General features: G+C 68.7%; 19 protein-coding genes. 11 read left to right on the top strand and 8 right to left on the bottom strand.

What is annotated here, in order from left to right:
- Positions 1-2: 2 nt before the first annotated feature.
- On the bottom strand, positions 3-599 hold the full coding sequence (locus tag DW298_RS03740; protein ID WP_136041141.1) for a DUF3027 domain-containing protein: 597 nt from the start codon (positions 597-599) through the stop codon (positions 3-5).
- Entirely contained in the window at positions 583-963 is a 381-nt protein-coding gene (locus DW298_RS03745) for a cold shock domain-containing protein (RefSeq protein WP_029262737.1), read from the bottom strand. Before DW298_RS03745 ends, DW298_RS03740 begins: the two co-directional genes overlap by 17 nt.
- A 118-nt stretch (positions 964-1,081) precedes the next feature.
- Between DW298_RS03745 and DW298_RS03750 the strand changes: the two genes are divergently transcribed.
- The 3 genes from DW298_RS03750 to DW298_RS03760 are packed head-to-tail and all read left to right on the top strand — an operon-like array spanning position 1,082 to position 4,757.
- A complete protein-coding gene (locus tag DW298_RS03750; protein ID WP_136041142.1) occupies positions 1,082-1,357 on the top strand; it encodes a multidrug ABC transporter ATPase in 276 nt (91 codons plus the stop codon).
- Positions 1,358-1,367: 10 nt separating this feature from the next.
- Positions 1,368-3,080 (top strand): helicase-associated domain-containing protein, encoded by a 1,713-nt coding sequence (locus tag DW298_RS03755; RefSeq protein WP_136041143.1) that lies wholly within the window; start codon positions 1,368-1,370, stop codon positions 3,078-3,080.
- Between the two features lie 36 nt (positions 3,081-3,116).
- Positions 3,117-4,757: a DNA repair helicase XPB gene (locus DW298_RS03760; RefSeq protein WP_136041144.1), complete on the top strand. Its 1,641-nt coding sequence runs from the start codon at positions 3,117-3,119 to the stop codon at positions 4,755-4,757.
- Between the two features lie 24 nt (positions 4,758-4,781).
- Here DW298_RS03760 and DW298_RS03765 read toward each other — a convergent pair whose 3' ends face one another.
- A complete protein-coding gene (locus DW298_RS03765; protein WP_136041145.1) occupies positions 4,782-5,789 on the bottom strand; it encodes a type II CAAX endopeptidase family protein in 1,008 nt (335 codons plus the stop codon).
- Between the two features lie 94 nt (positions 5,790-5,883).
- Between DW298_RS03765 and DW298_RS03770 the strand changes: the two genes are divergently transcribed.
- From DW298_RS03770 to DW298_RS03780, 3 genes are all read left to right on the top strand, one after another.
- On the top strand, positions 5,884-6,576 hold the full coding sequence (locus DW298_RS03770; RefSeq protein ID WP_136041146.1) for a response regulator transcription factor: 693 nt from the start codon (positions 5,884-5,886) through the stop codon (positions 6,574-6,576).
- Positions 6,577-6,635: 59 nt separating this feature from the next.
- On the top strand, positions 6,636-8,336 hold the full coding sequence (locus tag DW298_RS03775; protein ID WP_136041147.1) for a HAMP domain-containing sensor histidine kinase: 1,701 nt from the start codon (positions 6,636-6,638) through the stop codon (positions 8,334-8,336).
- A gap of 119 nt (positions 8,337-8,455) precedes the next feature.
- Positions 8,456-8,743 carry a WXG100 family type VII secretion target gene (locus DW298_RS03780; RefSeq protein WP_136041148.1) on the top strand — a complete coding sequence of 96 codons (288 nt, stop codon included), beginning with the start codon at positions 8,456-8,458 and terminating at the stop codon, positions 8,741-8,743.
- A gap of 66 nt (positions 8,744-8,809) precedes the next feature.
- On the opposite strand, the gene groL is transcribed toward DW298_RS03780, so the two are convergent.
- The 4 genes from groL to DW298_RS03800 all read right to left on the bottom strand — a co-directional run bounded on the left by groL (position 8,810) and on the right by DW298_RS03800 (position 12,478).
- The gene (gene groL / locus DW298_RS03785) at positions 8,810-10,429 is read right to left on the bottom strand and encodes a chaperonin GroEL (protein ID WP_136041149.1); all 1,620 of its coding nucleotides are present in this window, start codon (positions 10,427-10,429) and stop codon (positions 8,810-8,812) included.
- Positions 10,430-10,552: 123 nt separating this feature from the next.
- Positions 10,553-11,131 (bottom strand): LytR C-terminal domain-containing protein, encoded by a 579-nt coding sequence (locus DW298_RS03790; RefSeq protein ID WP_342589073.1) that lies wholly within the window; start codon positions 11,129-11,131, stop codon positions 10,553-10,555.
- Between the two features lie 87 nt (positions 11,132-11,218).
- Positions 11,219-11,476: a DUF3263 domain-containing protein gene (locus DW298_RS03795; protein ID WP_136041150.1), complete on the bottom strand. Its 258-nt coding sequence runs from the start codon at positions 11,474-11,476 to the stop codon at positions 11,219-11,221.
- Positions 11,477-11,485: 9 nt separating this feature from the next.
- A complete protein-coding gene (locus DW298_RS03800; protein WP_136041151.1) occupies positions 11,486-12,478 on the bottom strand; it encodes a DUF2332 domain-containing protein in 993 nt (330 codons plus the stop codon).
- Between the two features lie 71 nt (positions 12,479-12,549).
- Between DW298_RS03800 and msrB the strand changes: the two genes are divergently transcribed.
- Positions 12,550-12,954 (top strand): peptide-methionine (R)-S-oxide reductase MsrB, encoded by a 405-nt coding sequence (gene msrB, locus DW298_RS03805; protein ID WP_136041152.1) that lies wholly within the window; start codon positions 12,550-12,552, stop codon positions 12,952-12,954.
- The gene (locus DW298_RS03810; protein ID WP_136041153.1) at positions 12,951-13,514 is read left to right on the top strand and encodes a nitroreductase family protein; all 564 of its coding nucleotides are present in this window, start codon (positions 12,951-12,953) and stop codon (positions 13,512-13,514) included. The genes msrB and DW298_RS03810 overlap by 4 nt, the downstream gene beginning before the upstream one ends.
- Positions 13,515-13,518: 4 nt before the next feature.
- Here DW298_RS03810 and DW298_RS03815 read toward each other — a convergent pair whose 3' ends face one another.
- The gene (locus DW298_RS03815; RefSeq protein ID WP_136041182.1) at positions 13,519-14,430 is read right to left on the bottom strand and encodes a DMT family transporter; all 912 of its coding nucleotides are present in this window, start codon (positions 14,428-14,430) and stop codon (positions 13,519-13,521) included.
- A 102-nt stretch (positions 14,431-14,532) separates the two neighbouring features.
- Here DW298_RS03815 and DW298_RS03820 point away from each other — a divergent pair, with 102 nt between their 5' ends.
- The 3 genes from DW298_RS03820 (at position 14,533) to DW298_RS03830 (ending at position 16,977) form a co-directional block, all read left to right on the top strand.
- Positions 14,533-15,159, top strand: coding sequence for an SOS response-associated peptidase family protein (locus DW298_RS03820; RefSeq protein WP_136041154.1), 627 nt, complete (start codon positions 14,533-14,535; stop codon positions 15,157-15,159).
- 94 nt (positions 15,160-15,253) lie between these two features.
- Positions 15,254-16,165, top strand: coding sequence for an ABC transporter ATP-binding protein (locus DW298_RS03825; protein ID WP_136041155.1), 912 nt, complete (start codon positions 15,254-15,256; stop codon positions 16,163-16,165).
- Entirely contained in the window at positions 16,162-16,977 is an 816-nt protein-coding gene (locus tag DW298_RS03830) for an ABC transporter permease (RefSeq protein ID WP_136041156.1), read from the top strand. The genes DW298_RS03825 and DW298_RS03830 overlap by 4 nt, the downstream gene beginning before the upstream one ends.
- The last annotated feature ends 7 nt before the right edge of the window (positions 16,978-16,984 follow it).

The raw sequence follows: 16,984 nt of genomic DNA on the forward strand, positions 1-16,984 counted from the left end.
ATTCACTCCTCTTCGTCGACCTCGCCGGCGTCCGCATCCAGGGCGTCGGCGTCTTCGTCTTCGTCGGACGAGTCGTCGAGTTCGTCGATATCGACCCCGTCGAGGTCGCCCGCGTGGAGGATGTCCGCGGCACGGTCATCGTCATCGTCATCGTCATCGTCGAGCTCGTCGTCGTCGAGGATGTCGTCATCGAGCGCGTCCTCGTCATCGATGCCATCGGCATCGTCGAGGGTGTCGGCGTTCTCGTCCCCCGCGGCGGTCGCTGCCTCCGCGAGCTCGACCTGATGCGCACGATACTCCGCCAGGCGTTCCGCCCACGGCACCCATTCCGGCGCCAGAAGCGCGCCGTCTCCGGGCAGAAGCTCGATCTCGAGGACTGTGGGGTCCTCATCGTCCACCTGCGCGACGGTCACGGTCCAGTACCAGCCGGGGTAGCCGGCGAGGCGGTTCTCGAACCGCAACGACACCGAGCCGTCCTCCTCGACGAGGTACCCGGCTGCGGGCCCGACGGTGGACGCCGGCGTGATCTCCCCCAGGGCTGCCAGGGCGAGATCGTGGGCGCCGACGAGACGCGCGTCGGCGTCAGGCTTCGAGGTCATCAGCGACCTTGCGCAGGACGGCAGCGATCTTGCGGCCGTGTCCGGAAGCGGGGTAGCGCCCGCGGCGCAGGTCCCCGCCGATACCGTCGAGCAGCTTCACGAGGTCTTCGACGATGATCGCCATGTCATCGGCAGGCTTCCGCTTGGCCTTCGACAGGCTGGGCGGCGCTTCGAGCACGCGCACCGACAGCGCCTGGAGACCGCGCTTGCCGTCGGCCACGCCGAACTCCACGCGCGCACCCGCCTTCACAGCGGTGCCGGTCGGCATCGCTGAGGCGTGCAGGAAGACGTCCTGGCCGTCATCGCTGGCGATGAAGCCGAAACCCTTGTCTTCGTCGTAGAACCTGACCTTGCCGGTGGGCATGGGAGAACCTCGCTGGAATCGATATGCAGAACGATGGGCGCGCTCGTGCGCGTACCCCCAGCCTACCGGTCGCCCGGGCCACGGAACCGAAGGCCGCGGAACGAGTAGGCTGGGACGGATGAGCACGCAGAATTCCGAACCGGATGTCCCCATCCGCCGGGTCGATCGCTTCCTGGCCTTCGGTGCGCTCGGAATCGCTGCAGCGTCGGTCGTGTGCTTCTTCGCCATCATCATCGGCACCTGGGTCGGAATGGATCAGGCCGCTTTCGGCGAGGGAGCGTGGCCGATCATCGCGGCGATCCCCTATTGGGGACTGCCCCTCGCCTTCGTGATGATCATCGCTCTCCTCACGATGAGCTTCATCCGGAAGGGCCGCGCGTCTTCGCGTTCGTGAGGCATCGGCCATGAGCACTCACGCGCGACCGCTGGCTGATTGGCTGTCGGCTGCGAGCGATGACGACCTCCGAAGGCTGTTCGCGGCGCGGCGGGTGCGACCGGACGTCAGCTGGCAGGACTTCTTCGACGCGGCGGAGTCGCTGCTCGACCCCGCCTCCCTGTCGAAGGTGCTCCCGTCGCTGACCGCAGCCGAAGCGAGGGCGCTGATGGATGCCGCATCGGGAGAAGGCGCCGGAGTCCTGCAGGAGAACCTGACAGCGCTCGCCCTGCTCCGCCCGGATGGCACACCGTATCCTCCCGTGGCGGCGGCCCTCGCCGGGCGTCCGGTTCCGGACGTCTCCGCAGCTCAGCCGGCTGCCGATCCGTCGTCCGAGACAGCATCTGCCCACGCCGCGGAGCGCGCGTTCACGACCGTCGCCGTGCTCGCAGATCTGCTTCTCGTCGCGAGAGAGAATCCCTTTTCGCTGCTCACCGGCGGCGGGGTGAACGCCGGCGAGAAACGACAGCTCGGCGAAGCCGGCGTCCCCGTCGAGATCGTGGACACGCTCGTGTCGATCGCGCTCGAGTCCGGGCTCGCCGTCGCGGCGGACCGCCGACTGCGGTCGAGCCGCGCCGCGGAGGACTGGCTGCGATCCTCGGCCGTCACACGCTGGAGCGTGCTGGCGACGTCGTTCCGGGACGCCCTCCCACGCGGTGTCCGTTCGCCCGGCGGCGGCTGGATCGCGCCTCAGGCATGGGGCGACGCGCATCCCTGGGATCCGACCTGGCCCGATCGCGCCCGCGTCCTGCGCGAGGCTGCGCGACTGCTCGGCTTGATCGCCGAAGACGGCAGCGAACCGGAATGGGCGGTCGGCCTGCGCAGCGGAGGTGCGGCCGACCCGCGCGCACTCGTACGGCTGCTGCCGGCCGAAGTGGACCGGATCTTCCTGCAGAACGATCTCACGGCCATCGCCCCCGGGCCCCTCGAGCCCGCGCTCGACGTGCGTCTGCGCACGATCGCCGCCCGCGAATCGGCGGCCCAGGCCTCCTCGTACCGCTTCACCGCGGAGTCTGTGGCACACGCCTTCGTCGCCGGCGAGACCGAGCAGTCGATCCTCGATTTCCTCGGTTCCCTCTCCCTGACGGGTATCCCGCAGCCGCTCGGATACCTGATCGCGCAGACCGCGCAACGGCACGGCCTCGTCCGCGTGTTCACCGATGAGGAGACCGGGCGCACACGGATCGAGAGCACGGATTCGCATCTCATCCAGGCCATGGCCGTCGACCAGTCTCTGCGCCCCCTCGCACTCGCCGCGCACGTCGGTTCGCTCACCACGCGCGTCGGACGGGAGACCGTGTACTGGGCGCTCACCGACGCACGGTATCCGGCGACACTGGTCGGAGCCGACGGCGGCCTCCTCGTGCGCGAGCGACACCCGGCCGCCCCGGCGACGCAACCCGAGCCGGACGCCGCCGACCTGACGCCCCTCATCGCGCGTCTGCGTTCCCACCAGGGGCCGGATGCCGACGCCGCCTGGCTCGACCGGGAACTGGAGGCGGCGGTGCGCGCGAAATCCGTCCTGCAGGTCACAGTCGGCATGCCGGACGGCTCGACACGAGAACTCCTCCTCGAGGCGACCGGGATGGGCGGTGGCCGTCTTCGCGGCCGCGACCGCGCGGCCGACGTCGAGCGCACTCTCCCGGTGTCGAGCATCCTCGCAGCGACGATCGTCGCGCCGTAGGCCGAGTGCCTTCCGCGACCGGTAAACTGGACAGCTATGTCTGATGGCCCCCTGATCGTCCAGAGCGATCGCACCGTGCTGCTCGAAGTCGCCCACGCCGACGCCGAGAGCGCCCGCCATGAACTTGCGATCTTCGCCGAGCTGGAGCGCGCTCCCGAGCACATCCACACCTACCGGATCACCCGCCTCGGGCTGTGGAACGCACGCGCCGCCGGGCACACCGCGGAGGACATGCTCGAGACGCTCGACCGCTGGTCGCGCTTCCCGGTCCCGCCGTCGGTCTCCGTCGATCTGCGCGAGACGGTGAACCGCTACGGACGCCTGGTCATCGAGCGCGACGATGAGGGGACGCTGATCCTGCGCTCGACGGATCCCGCGGTCCTCGCCCAGGTCGCGAACAACAAGCGCATCCAGCCCCTCCTGATCGGGCATCCGACTCCCGAGACCTTCGTGGTGGACGCCTGGGCACGCGGGCAGATCAAGCAGGAGCTGCTGAAGATCGGCTGGCCCGCCGAGGACCTCGCCGGGTACACGCCGGGCACTCCGCACGAGATCGATCTCGCGGAAGACGGCTGGCACATCCGCCCCTACCAGCAGGACGCCGTCGACGCCTTCTCGAAAGACGGGTCGGGCGTCGTGGTGCTGCCCTGCGGGGCGGGCAAGACGATCGTCGGAGCCGGCGCGATGGCGGCCACCAAGACCACCACACTGATCCTCGTCACCAACACCGTCTCCGCCCGCCAGTGGCGCGACGAGCTGCTCAAGCGCACGAGCCTCACCCCGGAAGAGATCGGCGAGTACTCCGGCCAGGCCAAAGAGGTCAAGCCCGTCACGATCGCGACCTACCAGATCCTGACCGCCAAGCGCAAAGGCGAATACGCACACCTCGCGCTGCTGGACGCGCTCGACTGGGGCCTCATCGTGTACGACGAGGTCCACCTGCTCCCGGCGCCGGTGTTCAAGCTCACCGCCGACCTCCAGGCCCGCCGCCGTATCGGGCTCACCGCGACGCTCGTGCGCGAGGACGGTCGCGAGGGCGACGTTTTCAGCCTGATCGGCCCCAAGCGCTTCGACGCGCCGTGGAAGCAGATCGAGGCCCAGGGCTTCATCTCCCCCGCCGCCTGCTACGAGGTGCGCGTGGACCTCCCGCCGAGCGACCGGCTCGAGTACGCCGCGGCGACGGACGACGAACGATACCGACTCGCCGCTTCCGCTCCGGCCAAGGTCAAGGCGGTGCGTGAGTTGATCGCGAAGCACGAGGGCGAGCGCATCCTCGTGATCGGGCAGTACCTCGATCAGCTCGAGTCCCTGTCGGCGGCGCTGGACGCTCCCCAGATCACGGGCGCGACCCCGATCGACGAGCGCGAAGAGCTGTATCGCGCGTTCCGCGAGGGCGACATCTCGCTTCTCGTCGTGTCGAAGGTCGCGAACTTCTCCATCGACCTGCCCGAGGCATCGGTCGCCATCCAGGTATCCGGCTCGTTCGGATCACGCCAGGAGGAGGCGCAGCGACTCGGCCGGCTGCTGCGCCCCAAGCAGTCCGGGCACACGGCGAGCTTCTACACGCTCGTCGCCCGGGACACGATCGACCAGGACTACGCGCAGAACCGTCAGCGCTTCCTCGCTGAGCAGGGCTACAGCTACACGATCATGGATTCGGCCGCCATCGCTGCGTGAATCACGCTTCGGCTGTCGTACGGCTCAGCCGTGCAGCATCCGATCCAGGCGATGGGTGCCGCTTCCGACGGCGGCCCGGCTCGCGGTCCGCGCGATGCCGAGCCTGCCCGCCCAACGATCGGCGAGAAGCGCGTAGACGACCATCGCGATCGTCGACGCGAGCAGATCGACCGGCGTTCCCGTGGTGGCGTTGGCATCGACCAGGCCGACGGTGCCGAGCAGGAAGATGAGCGCATTGTTGACGATGTGCAGGGAGATCGCTGCTTCCAGACCGCCCGTGCGCCAGCTCAGCCACGCGGCGACGATCGCGAACATGCCCACGCTCGCCGCCCCCCAGATGTCGTAGCCGTGGCCGAGGACGAACAGCGGCACCGGAAGCAGGATGGCGAACGCCGGATGCCGCAGCCAGCTGCCGACGAGCTGCATCAGATATCCGCGGAACACATACTCTTCCGCGGCGGCCTGCAACGGGATCAGCAGCAGCACGAGCAGCACCATGACCCACAAGGCGGGATGGGAGAAGTCGACGGCGATCACCTCCCCCGTGGCGGCCGCCCAGCCGAGCACGACGGCGAAGTAGATCACGAATACCGCGAGTGCCAGCAGCAGGCTCCTGCCGAGCCAGCCCATCCGCAGCCGTCCGGTGACCGATGACAGCAGGCCGACGCCGCGCCCCTCGACGATGCGCGAGGCGAGCAGCAGCGCCGGGATCATCAGGATCAGCGGCACCGCCAGCGCCAGGAAGAGCCACGGGCGATCGAGGTCGAAGTACTGGACGGTCGTGAGGAGGACCTGCATCTCCGCTCCCCACCCCGGCACCAGCACCGAGGCGACGACGAGCGGCACGATCAGGAGCAGCAGCATCGCGACGTAGAGCGCCACTCCGACGACTCCGGTCACGAGCATCCGCCACCAGCGGTACCTCGGCCGCAGGTGCGCCAGTCGGTGGTAGGGGATCTGTTCGGCGCGCGAGGACCGGGCCGGAGCGATGGCGGATGCGGGGGCGGCGGAGGCGTCCTCGTTCGAGCTCATGCTTCCATCCTCTCAACGATGCAGAGGTGTGCGAGTGCGCGCCGTTCCGGACAATAGTCAGCATCTGCATGGCCGAAGTCACCATAATGGGGACATGACTGCTCCGCGCATCCTGGTCGTCGACGACGAACCCAACATCCGTGACCTGCTCTCGACGGGTCTCAGCTTCGCCGGATTCCAGGTGAAGACGGTGGCCAACGGCGCCGCCACGATCTCGGCCGTCCTCGAAGAGGAGCCGGACCTGATCATCCTCGACGTCATGCTCCCGGACATGAACGGGTTCAGCGTCACCAAGCGTCTCCGCGGCGCCGGGTTCACCGCTCCGATCCTTTTCCTGACGGCGAAGGACGGCACCGAAGACAAGATCGAAGGCCTCAACGCCGGCGGCGACGACTACGTCACCAAGCCCTTCAGCCTCGACGAGATCGTCGCGAGGGCCCAGGCGATCCTGCGACGCACGATGCAGGCCGACGAGGAGTCGATCATCCGCGCAGGCGAACTGTCGATGGATCAGGACACACACGATGTCCATGTGGGCAAGGAGCCGATCGAGCTGAGCCCGACCGAGTTCAAGCTGCTGCGCTACCTGATGCTCAATCCGAATCGCGTGCTGTCGAAGGCGCAGATCCTCGACCACGTGTGGGAGTACGACTTCAACGGCGACGCCGGAATCGTCGAGAGCTACATCTCGTACCTGCGTCGCAAGATCGACCCGTACACCGAGGAGTCGCTGATCCAGACCAAGCGCGGGTTCGGCTACATGCTCAAGGTCGGCAAGTCGGTCTGACGACCGACCCCGACCATCGGCGCCGCCCTGCGGCATGGTGAACGCCCGAGGAGGACCGCATGGCGCACAAGCCCGATGCGGTCACCGCCTGGTGGCGTCGAATCAGCCTGCGCGCGAAGGTCACCGGCGTCACGGTGGCCGTGCTCGCTCTCGGTCTTCTCGTCGCGGGGCTCGGAACCGTGCCGATCCTGCGCAACGCGCTCGTCGCCAACATCGACGCGCAACTGCCCGCACTGGTGTCCAGCGATCTGGTCGAGCGCTACTTCGAGGCGACGACGATAGACGGGGTCACGACGTACACCCCGCGTGAGGAGCAGCCGCGGGACTTCTCTTTCGCGATCTACGACGCGACAGGGGTGCTCCGTGCCACTGCTCGCGGCACGTCGGGCCAGGCTCCGCTCTTCCCCTCCGAGTACTCGCTCGCCAAGGCGACAGCTGACACGGATCAGATTCCGCTGGAGATCCCCGGCGCCGACGGCACCGTCTTTCACGGCGCGGTCGCCGTGGTGGGATCGGAGGGCGGCGCCTTGCGCATCCAGCTGGTCGCCCTTCCGCTGGCGCCCGCCGACCGCATCATCAGCCAGTACTTCGGGATCTACATCACCATCGCGCTGATCACGATCCTCATCGCGGCCCTTCTCACCCGAGGGCTCGTCACGCTCACCTTCCGCCGGCTCGGACAGGTCGAGGCGACAGCCATGTCCATCGCGGCAGGCGACTTCCGGCAGCGGCTGACCGACCTCGAGCCGACCACCGAGGTCGGGCGACTGAACACGGCGATCAACACCATGCTCGATCGCGTGGACGGCTCGCTCGCGCAGCGCGACCGCAGCGTCCAGCACATGCGACGCTTCATCGGGGACGCGAGCCATGAGCTGCGCACGCCGCTGGTGAGCGTGCGCGGCTACGCGGAGCTGTATCGCATGGGGGCCATCAAGGGCGAAGAGGATACGGCCCGAGCCATGGAGCGGATCGAGAAGGAGGCCATCCGCATGGGCGTCCTGGTGGAGGATCTTCTCGCACTCGCCCGTCTGGACGAAGAGCGCGAGCCCGAGATCGTCGCTCTCGACCTGCGGCCGATCGCACGGGATGCCGCCCTCGATCTGCGCGCCGCGGCTCCGGGGCGGACGGTGACCGTGATCGACCGCACGGTCGAGGCGATGTCCCCCATCCCGCTGCGGGAGACGTCTTCCCCTCAACCCGACCCGACGAGCGCGCCGCCCGCGCGAGGGCTGTCCCGCACCGCACTGTCGCGCCTGCGTCGTCGCCCGCGGCAGCCCGAGCCGGCTCCGGCGATCGACTTCACCGAGATCCCCGACATCCCTGTGCGCACCCCGCCGATCGTTCTCGGCGAGGAGAACAAGGTGCGCCAGGTCGTCACGAACCTGCTGGGCAACGCCCGCCGCTTCTCCCCCGAGGACGGTCCGATCGAGATCGTCGTCGATTCGGACCGGGTGCGCGGCACCGGCAGCATCTCGATCGTGGATCACGGGGAGGGCATCCCCCCACAGATCCGGGAGCAGATCTTCGAGCGCTTCTGGCGGGCCGACACCTCCCGCGCACGGGAGACCGGCGGTTCCGGCCTCGGGCTCGCGATCGTCGCGTCGATCATGAAGGCGCTGCACGGCGGCGTCGCGGTCTCGGAGACGCCCGGCGGTGGAGCGACCTTCACGGTCACGCTTCCGCTCGCGCCCGCGCGCGCCACACCCGAGCACCTTCTCGAGGACACCCAGCCCCTGGAACGGCTCGATCTGAGCTGACGGCTCTGCACGATCGACTGTCGGTCGGGGTTCTGCACACCCACGGCGAGCAGGCGTCGACGGGACGGATCGGGCGCGACCGGCCCCCTAGCGTCGGAACTCCAACAGAAGGAGTTCACATGTCCGTCTTCACCGTCGACACCGAAGCCGTCCACGCCGCGCACGGGGCGACCAGAGCCACCATCGAGCGGCTGCAGAGCGAGTCGGCAACGCTCATGGCCCAGTTGCGCCAGCTGCAGTCCTCCTGGGTGGGCAGTGCTTCTGCTGCGTTCCAGGGCTGCGCGGAGCAGTGGCAGGGTGCGCAGCTCCATGTCGAACAGGTGCTCGACTCGATCGGTACCTCGCTCGGCTCGGCAGCCTCTCAGTATGCGGACGCCGACCAGTACTCGGCCAGCCTGTTCCGCTGAATCGCGCCCGGCACAACGCAGAACGCCCCCGGCCGGAGCCGGGGGCGTTCTGTCATGAGGGCTGGATCAGAAGTCCATGCCGCCCGACGGGTCACCCATCGGAGCAGCAGCCTTCTCGGGCTTGTCCGCCACGACGACCTCGGTGGTGAGGAAGAGCGCCGCGATCGAGGCTGCGTTCTGCAGCGCCGAGCGGGTCACCTTCGCCGGGTCGATGATGCCCGCACCGAACATGTCGACGTACTCACCCGTGGCCGCGTTGAGGCCCTGGCCCGCGGGGAGCTCGGAGACCTTGTTCGCGACGACGCCCGGCTCGAGACCGGCGTTGAGAGCGATCTGCTTGAGCGGAGCCTCGATCGCCACGCGGACGATGTTCGCACCGGTCGCCTCGTCACCCGTCAGCGCCAGGCCGTCGAGGGCCTTGGTGCCGGACTGGATCAGCGCGACGCCACCGCCGGGGACGATGCCCTCTTCGACGGCTGCCTTCGCGTTGCGGACGGCGTCCTCGATGCGGTGCTTGCGCTCCTTGAGCTCGACCTCGGTGGCCGCGCCCGCCTTGATGACGGCGACGCCACCGGCGAGCTTCGCCAGACGCTCCTGCAGCTTCTCACGGTCGTAGTCGCTGTCGGTGTTCTCGATCTCACGACGGATCTGCGTGACGCGACCCTCGATCTGGTCGGCCTCACCGGCGCCCTCGACGATCGTGGTCTCGTCCTTCGTGACGATGACCTTGCGCGCACGGCCGAGAAGGTCGAGCGTGGCGTTCTCCAGCTTGAGGCCGACCTCTTCGGTGATGACCTGACCACCGGTGAGGATCGCGATGTCCTGCAGCTGCGCCTTGCGGCGGTCGCCGAAGCCGGGAGCCTTGACGGCGACCGACTTGAAGATGCCCTTGAGCTTGTTCAGCACGAGCGTCGCGAGAGCCTCGCCCTCGACGTCCTCGGCGATGATGACGAGCTCCTTGCCGTCCTGGATCACCTTGTCGACGATCGGCAGCAGGTCCTTGATGTTGGAGACCTTCTGGTTCGCGATGAGGATGTAGGGGTCTTCGAAGACCGCTTCCTGGCGCTCCGGGTCCGTGACGAAGTACGGGTTCAGGTAGCCCTTGTCGAAGCGCATGCCCTCGGTGAGCTCGAGCTCGGTGCCGAACGTCTGCGACTCCTCGACGGTGACGACGCCTTCCTTGCCGACCTTGTCGATCGCCTCGGCGATGAGCTCACCGATGGCCGGGTCTGCAGCGGAGATGGACGCCGTGGCGGCGATCTGCTCCTTGGAGTCGATCTCCTTGGCGCTCGACAGGAGCTCCTCGGTGATCGCAGCGACGGCCTTCTCGATGCCGCGCTTGAGCGAGATGGGGTCGGCGCCGGCTGCGACGTTGCGCAGACCCTCGCGGACCAGAGCCTGTGCGAGGACCGTGGCGGTGGTGGTGCCGTCACCCGCGACGTCGTCGGTCTTCTTCGCGACCTCCTTGACGAGCTCCGCGCCGATCTTCTCGTACGGGTCGTCCAGCTCGATCTCCTTGGCGATGGAGACACCGTCGTTCGTGATCGTGGGGGCGCCCCACTTCTTCTCGAGGACGACGTTGCGACCGCGCGGGCCGAGGGTCACCTTGACCGCGTCGGCGAGGATGTTGAGGCCGCGCTCGAGGCCGCGGCGGGCCTCCTCATCGAAAGCAATGATCTTTGCCATGAGTTTTTTCGTCCCTCCTGGACGTAGACGTTGGGTTTAGCACTCAGAGTATGAGAGTGCTAACGCCATTCTGGCACTCGACACCTTCGAGTGCAAGCCGCCGGAGGAGGGCGCATCCCCGGGTCAGGAGGCGGGCGCCTCGTCGGGCGTCTCGGGTGCCGAGGTCGACCGATCGAGACCGATCACGACGGTGAACTGCTTCTGCCCGTCCTCCGTCTGCCCGGAGTAGTAGTCGCTCTGCTGCACCGCCGCACCGCCGAGGACGTCAGCGAGCCCGACCGCTGCGAGTTCGTCTGCCTCCTCGACGTAGAACACCGTCGTGGTGGCGAAGTCCTGGCTGGAGCTGTCGCCGGCGAACACGTTGTCAGCCGCCCAGCCGTTGTTGATCAGCGTGTCGCGCATCTGCGTATCGAGGCCCTCGTCGGGCGTGCCGTTCAAGATCATCACCGAGATGCTGGGATCGACGATGCCGGTCTCCTGCGGGGTGGGAGCAGCGCTCGGCGCCGCCTCGGGGAACAGAGAGACACGCCCCATGACCACCAGGGATCCGAAGATGCCGGCGATGATGAGGACGAGAGCGGCGACGAACGACCAGAGCAGCACGACCCAGCCGTTCATCCCCGGCGCTTCGGCGCGGTGCGCTCCCACTCGTCCGGAGGTACGGGGCGCATCATCGAAGCGATCGCGGAGGGGCTTTGACACCCCTCGATGCTAGCGGCACCTTCCTGTCAATCCGGTTCACCGCACGAGCGGACCCTCCGTGCCGCTGCGCCATCGGCTCGAGATGGCTCAGCCGACGAAGCCGGGCAGCCGCGCGGTACGCCGTGCCGCGCGCGAATCGCGGATGCGGCGGAGGCGACGCACCAGCATCGGATCGTACTCGAGCGCGGACTCGGACTCGATCAGTCGTCCGAGCAGCTGGTAGTAGCGTGCGGCGCTCATCCCGAGCTGCGCGCGGATGATCTCTTCCTTCGCCCCGCTGTGGCGCGGCCACGCCACTTCCAGGGCGAGGATCGCGCGATCGCGCTCCGTGAGATCTCCGAGCATGGCTCCAGGTTAGGACGCAACCGCCGCCACTTCGGGTCGCCACTCCCACCATCGCCCGAGCGGATCCGCGGCCGCGCGCACCTGCCCGTCGAGCGCGACCACGAACCCCGGCCACCGATCCGCATCGACCGGCGGATCCCACACGTCTGTGATCGCGGGCGGATCGATCGTGATCCAGCGGGCGTCCGTGCGCGTGATCCTCGCGATCAGCGCCGTCCGCTCCGCCCGGGGGATGTGCACCAGCACCCCGGGAGTGGTGATGACGAGCGTCGCCCGCGGCGGTGCCGCCGCCGCCAGCGCGGCGAGGTGAGTGCCGGCGTCCCCTTCCACCAGAAGAGGAGGGTCGCCGGCTGCGATGTCGAGGGCGGCTTCGATGCGCTCTTCGCGCTCCGACTCCCCCGGCCACACGAGACCACGCAGCCAACGACGATCACGCTCGTCGGCGGCATCGAGCGGTACCAGGTCGATCCCGGCGCGCCACACGACTTCCGGCATCCGGAGCGCAGGAAGCGGACCGGTCACGCGACTCTCCAGCACGACCGTCGAGACGCCGTCGGCCGGGTCGAGCGCCGCACGCAGCTCCCCGCCCTCAGCGGTGAAGCGATACGAGTACCGATCGGGATAGAGACACAGTCCCGCCGACGCCCCGATCTCGAGCAGCGCGATCGGCCCCTCGATCTCGGAGAGTACCGGCAGGAGCGCCGCGAGACGGAGCGGCTCGTTCGTCTGCAGCGACCTCCGTGCGCACTCGGCGACGACCTCGTCCGCATGCCGGAGCACGAAGCCACGCCACCGCGCGTACTCGTCGAGCGGAACGCCGAGCATCCGAGTGACGGCGAACACGAGCGGGGGCTGGCGTCTCGTCTCCGGGATGCGGAGCAGGACGCGCCGCACCTCTTCATCCTCGGCGACCCCGGCGGCCCACTCGGCGTAGAGGGCGCTCCGGCCCGGCGCCTCATCACGGGCGAAGCGCGCGTAGCGCTCCTGCACAGCATCGGTCATCCGTCCATTGTGACGCGACGCACCCGAGGCACCGCCACAGGAGGGAGAATGGAGTCGACTGAGGAGGACACATGTCGTACAGCGTGGACAAGACCGAAGACGAATGGCGCCGCGAGCTCGGCGATGAGCAGTACGCCGTGCTGCGTCAGGCCGCGACCGAGCGGGCCTGGACGGGTGAGCTGCTCGACGAGGAGCGCGCCGGCCTCTACACCTGTGGGGCGTGCAACGCGGAGCTGTTCAAGAGCGGAACCAAGTTCGACTCCGGATGCGGCTGGCCGAGCTTCTACGAGTCGATCCGCCCCGATGCGGTCGAGCTCATCGAGGACGACAGCCTGGGCATGGTGCGGACGGAGGTGCGCTGCGCGAACTGCGGCTCGCACCTCGGCCACGTGTTCCCCGACGGGTTCGGCACGCCGACCGGAGACCGTTACTGCATGAACTCGATCGCATTGAACTTCACCCCCGACGCCTCGTGAGTGCTCTCGACGCGGTCCGCGCGCGTCAGTCCTGGTCGAAGGTCGAAGACACGGCGCCGGGCCGCGAAGAGCTGCTGACGCTCGTCGCCGCGGCCGGCCGCGTCGCTGATCACTCCTCGCTGCGTCCGTGGCGGCTCATCGAACTGCGCGGCCCCGATCGCGAGGCGCTCGGCGCCGCCATCGCCAAGGCGCAGGGAGACTCCACCCCGTCGTCGAAGCCCCTGCGCGCACCACTGCTGATCGCGGTCGTCGCCAGCTACCGCAAGAGCGAGAAGGTCCCGCGGTGGGAGCAGGAGGCCGTGGCGTCCGGAGTCGCGCACACCCTGAGCCTGCTCCTCGACGAAGCCGGCTGGGGCGTCATCTGGCGCACGGGCCACTACACACGTGCGAAGGCCGTCGCGAAGGCCCACGGCCTCGACAAGAACGAGGAACTCCTCGGCTGGCTGTACGTGGGCGGCAAGCCCGCGGGCAAGAAGCCGGGCCGCCGCAAGGCCGTGGATGCGCGCAAGCTGATCACCCGGATGCCGAAGACCGGGGCCAAGAAGGCGAAGAAGAAGTAGCGCGTCAGCGCCGGCGTCTGCGGGGAACGGCGACGATCACGGACGCCACCGCGACGACGACCATGGCGATGACCTGCCAGAGCGCGGGCCCCGCCGCCGGAGGCCAGATCAGGTCGATCACGACCGAGGTCACGAGCTGTCCGAGCACGGAGCCCAGCCCCATCAGGAGAACTCCGGTGTGCGCGACGATGAACGCGCCGAGCAGGATGTAGGCCGCTCCGAGGAACCCGCCCAGGTACAGCCAGGGTTCGGCCGGCAGGGCATCGGGCATCCCGCGCAAGGCGATGCTCGTCCCGGCCGCGAGCAGCAGCACGACGGTGCCGGTGATGAAGCTCATCAGAGTCGCTGCGAGCGGCGACTGGACCCGCTGCGAGAGGCGACCGTTCGTGGCCGCCTGCCACGCGATACCGACTCCGGCGGCGAACGGCAGCAGCAGCATCCACAGCGGAGCGGCGGCGAGCACGTCGCCCGACATCGAGATGGCGACAGCGGCGAGCGCGAGAACTCCGCCGGCGACCCGGCCGGGGGTGACCGCGACGACGCCGGCGGGACCGAACCCGATCCGATCCAGCACGAGCCCGTGCAGCGTCTGCCCCGCGACGACGCCGACGCTGAACAGAGAGACGCCGAGGATCCCGGCCGTGAGCCCCTGGGTCGAGACCGTGAGGGCGCCGCAGGCGCCGCCCAGCAGCATCCAGAACGGGATCGTGTGACGTCGGATGCCGCTCCAGAGGCGTCCCGCTCCGCGCCGGGCGGACGGGATGCAGCAGATCACGGCGACCAGCGCCAGCAGGCCCACCGAGAACGAGAGGAGGCCCGCGACGATCCCGTCGTCGACGCGAACCCCGAGGACGCCGTTGATCCGGGCCTGGATCGCCGTCATGACGCCGATCGCCACAGCACCTCCGAGCGCCAGGGGCGCGGGGAGTCGACGGGATTCTGGCACCCGTCGACCCTACCGGAGGCCCGGATCCGCCATGGCGAGACGGATGTCGGCGGCCGGCGCTACGCTGGCGGCATGTGCGCGAGCTACGGTCTCGATCCCCGGTTCACCGATGCGGAAGTCCTCGCCGCCGCCGACGATGCGGTGCTCGAGGGCCTGCGTGTCTGGGCGGAGGAGAATGCGGGTGAGACCATCCGCCCGACCGGGAAGAACCTCCGCAACCTCAACCCCGTGATCGTGCAGCCCGACGCTGCTCCGACTCTGGAACCGGCGTGGTGGGGTTTTCTCGTGAACGGGGAACCCGCGAAGTTCCCGTCGATCAACACCCGGTCGGAACGCCTGCAGGAGCGTCCAGGCGGAGCGAAGTCGCGAGCGATCGTCCCGGCGACGAGCTGGTACGAGATGCAGAAGCCCTCCCGGCAGTGGAACGAGTTCATCATCGACGACGGCACCCTCTTCGGCATGGCGGCGGTCACCCAACGGGGTCGCACCGCAGACGGCGAGTGGTACACCTGCTATTCGATCGTGATGCGTCCCGCCCCCGACCACCTCGTCGAGCTGCACGATCGCATGCCGCTGCTCGTTCCGGCCTCATTGAGCCACGACTGGCTGACGGCGCCGCCGTCGAGGGAGATCATCGATGAGGCGATCCTCGCGTCGGATGAGATGGCCGCGCGAGTCCAGGCCCGCCCCCGCTCCTGAGTCCTAGCCGTCCACCACCGGGAGGACACCCCGAGCAGAAGGACGGTACCTGAGGAGGACGCGCGGCTGAGGAGCCCTCCGTAGCGTTGTACCCATGATCACAGCAGAAGGCCTCACGAAGAGGTTCGGAGACAAGACGGCCGTCGATGACGTGTCGTTCACCGTCAAGCCGGGCAGCGTCACCGGCTTCCTCGGCCCCAACGGTGCCGGCAAGTCGACCACGATGCGCATGATCGTGGGCCTCGACCGGCCGACGTCCGGACGCGCCGAGATCGCGGGTCGCGAGTATCGCAAGCTTCGCGCACCCCTCACCGAGGTCGGCGTCCTGCTCGACGCCAAGGCCGTGCACACCGGTCGGACGGCGCGCAATCACCTTCGCGCGATGGCGGCGACCCATGGGATTCCCTCCTCGCGCGTCGACGAGGTCATCGAGCTCGCGGGCATCGGGTCGGTCGCCCGCAAGCGTGCCGGGAAGTTCTCGCTCGGAATGGGACAGCGCCTCGGTATCGCCTCGGCACTGCTCGGCGATCCGCACACGCTGATCCTCGACGAGCCGGTCAACGGCCTCGACCCCGAGGGCGTCCGCTGGGTGCGCCAGTTCGTCCGGCACGCGGCATCCGAAGGACGAACCGTGCTCCTGTCGAGCCACCTGATGAGCGAGATGGCGCAGACCGCCGACCACGTCATCGTGATGGGTCGCGGCCGGGTGCTGGCGGATGCTCCGCTCGCCGACCTCGTGCGCTCCTGGACGCAGAACACGGTGCGCGTGCGCACTCCGCGGCCCACCGAGCTCGCCGCCGCCGTCGGCGGCCCGGACGTGGAGATCGTGAGCTCGGCTCCCGACCTCCTCGACATCGTGGGACTTCCCGCCGCCCGGATCGGCGACCTCGCCGCGGACCGCGGCATCCCGCTGCACGAACTCACCCCCACCACCGGTTCACTCGAGGACGCCTACCTCGCCCTCACCGGCGATTCCGTCGAGTACCGCACCAAGGAGATCTCATGACCACGACACAGGCACCCGCGCCCGCGCGGCCGCGCGTCGACACCGGTCGCCGGCTGACATTCGTCCGCGCGCTCCGCGGCGAATGGATCAAGCTCGCCACGCTGCGTTCGACATGGTGGTCCATCGGGATCGCCGCGGCTCTGACCATCGGGATCGCCGTGCTCATCGCGCAGGCGATCGACATGCCGGGGTTCGAGCCGATTCAGGCCGTCGTCATGCCGATCCAGTTCACGATGCTGCTGGCCGGCATCATCGGTGCGATCTCGGTGACGGGCGAGTACTCGACCGGCATGATCCGTTCGACGCTCACGGCCAACCCGATCCGCGGCTCGGTGCTCGCGGCCAAGTCGACCGTGCTCGCGGTCTTCATGTTCGTCTCGTCTCTGGTGATCTTCGGCCTCGCGGCCGTCGCGGTCTCGCTCATCGTGGCGCCGCGCGATCAGAGCATCGAATGGTCGAACCCTGCCGCATCCTTCCTGCCCATCGTCGTCTCCTCCCTCGCCATGGCGGTTTTCGCTCTGATCGGAGTCTCCTTCGGGTTCATCCTCCGTTCCGGGGCCGGAGCGATCGCGGCGACCGTCGGTGTCCTGTTCGTGCTGCCGATCGTGGCGAACTTCTTCTCCTTCGCCGGTGAGGCATGGGCATGGGTCATCGAGGCATCCGCCTACCTCCCGGTGGCCGCAGCGCAGAGCGCGATCCTGCCGGGCGACGGCGCAGCACTCGATGCACCGGTCGCGTTCCTGACCCTCGCATGCTGGGTCGCCGGCGGAGCACTCGTCGCCTGGGGCGTGCTGCGCACCCGCGACGCGTAAAGTCGGC

The sequence above is a fragment of the Microbacterium sp. A20 genome (assembly GCF_004794515.1).
GTDB lineage: Bacteria > Actinomycetota > Actinomycetes > Actinomycetales > Microbacteriaceae > Microbacterium.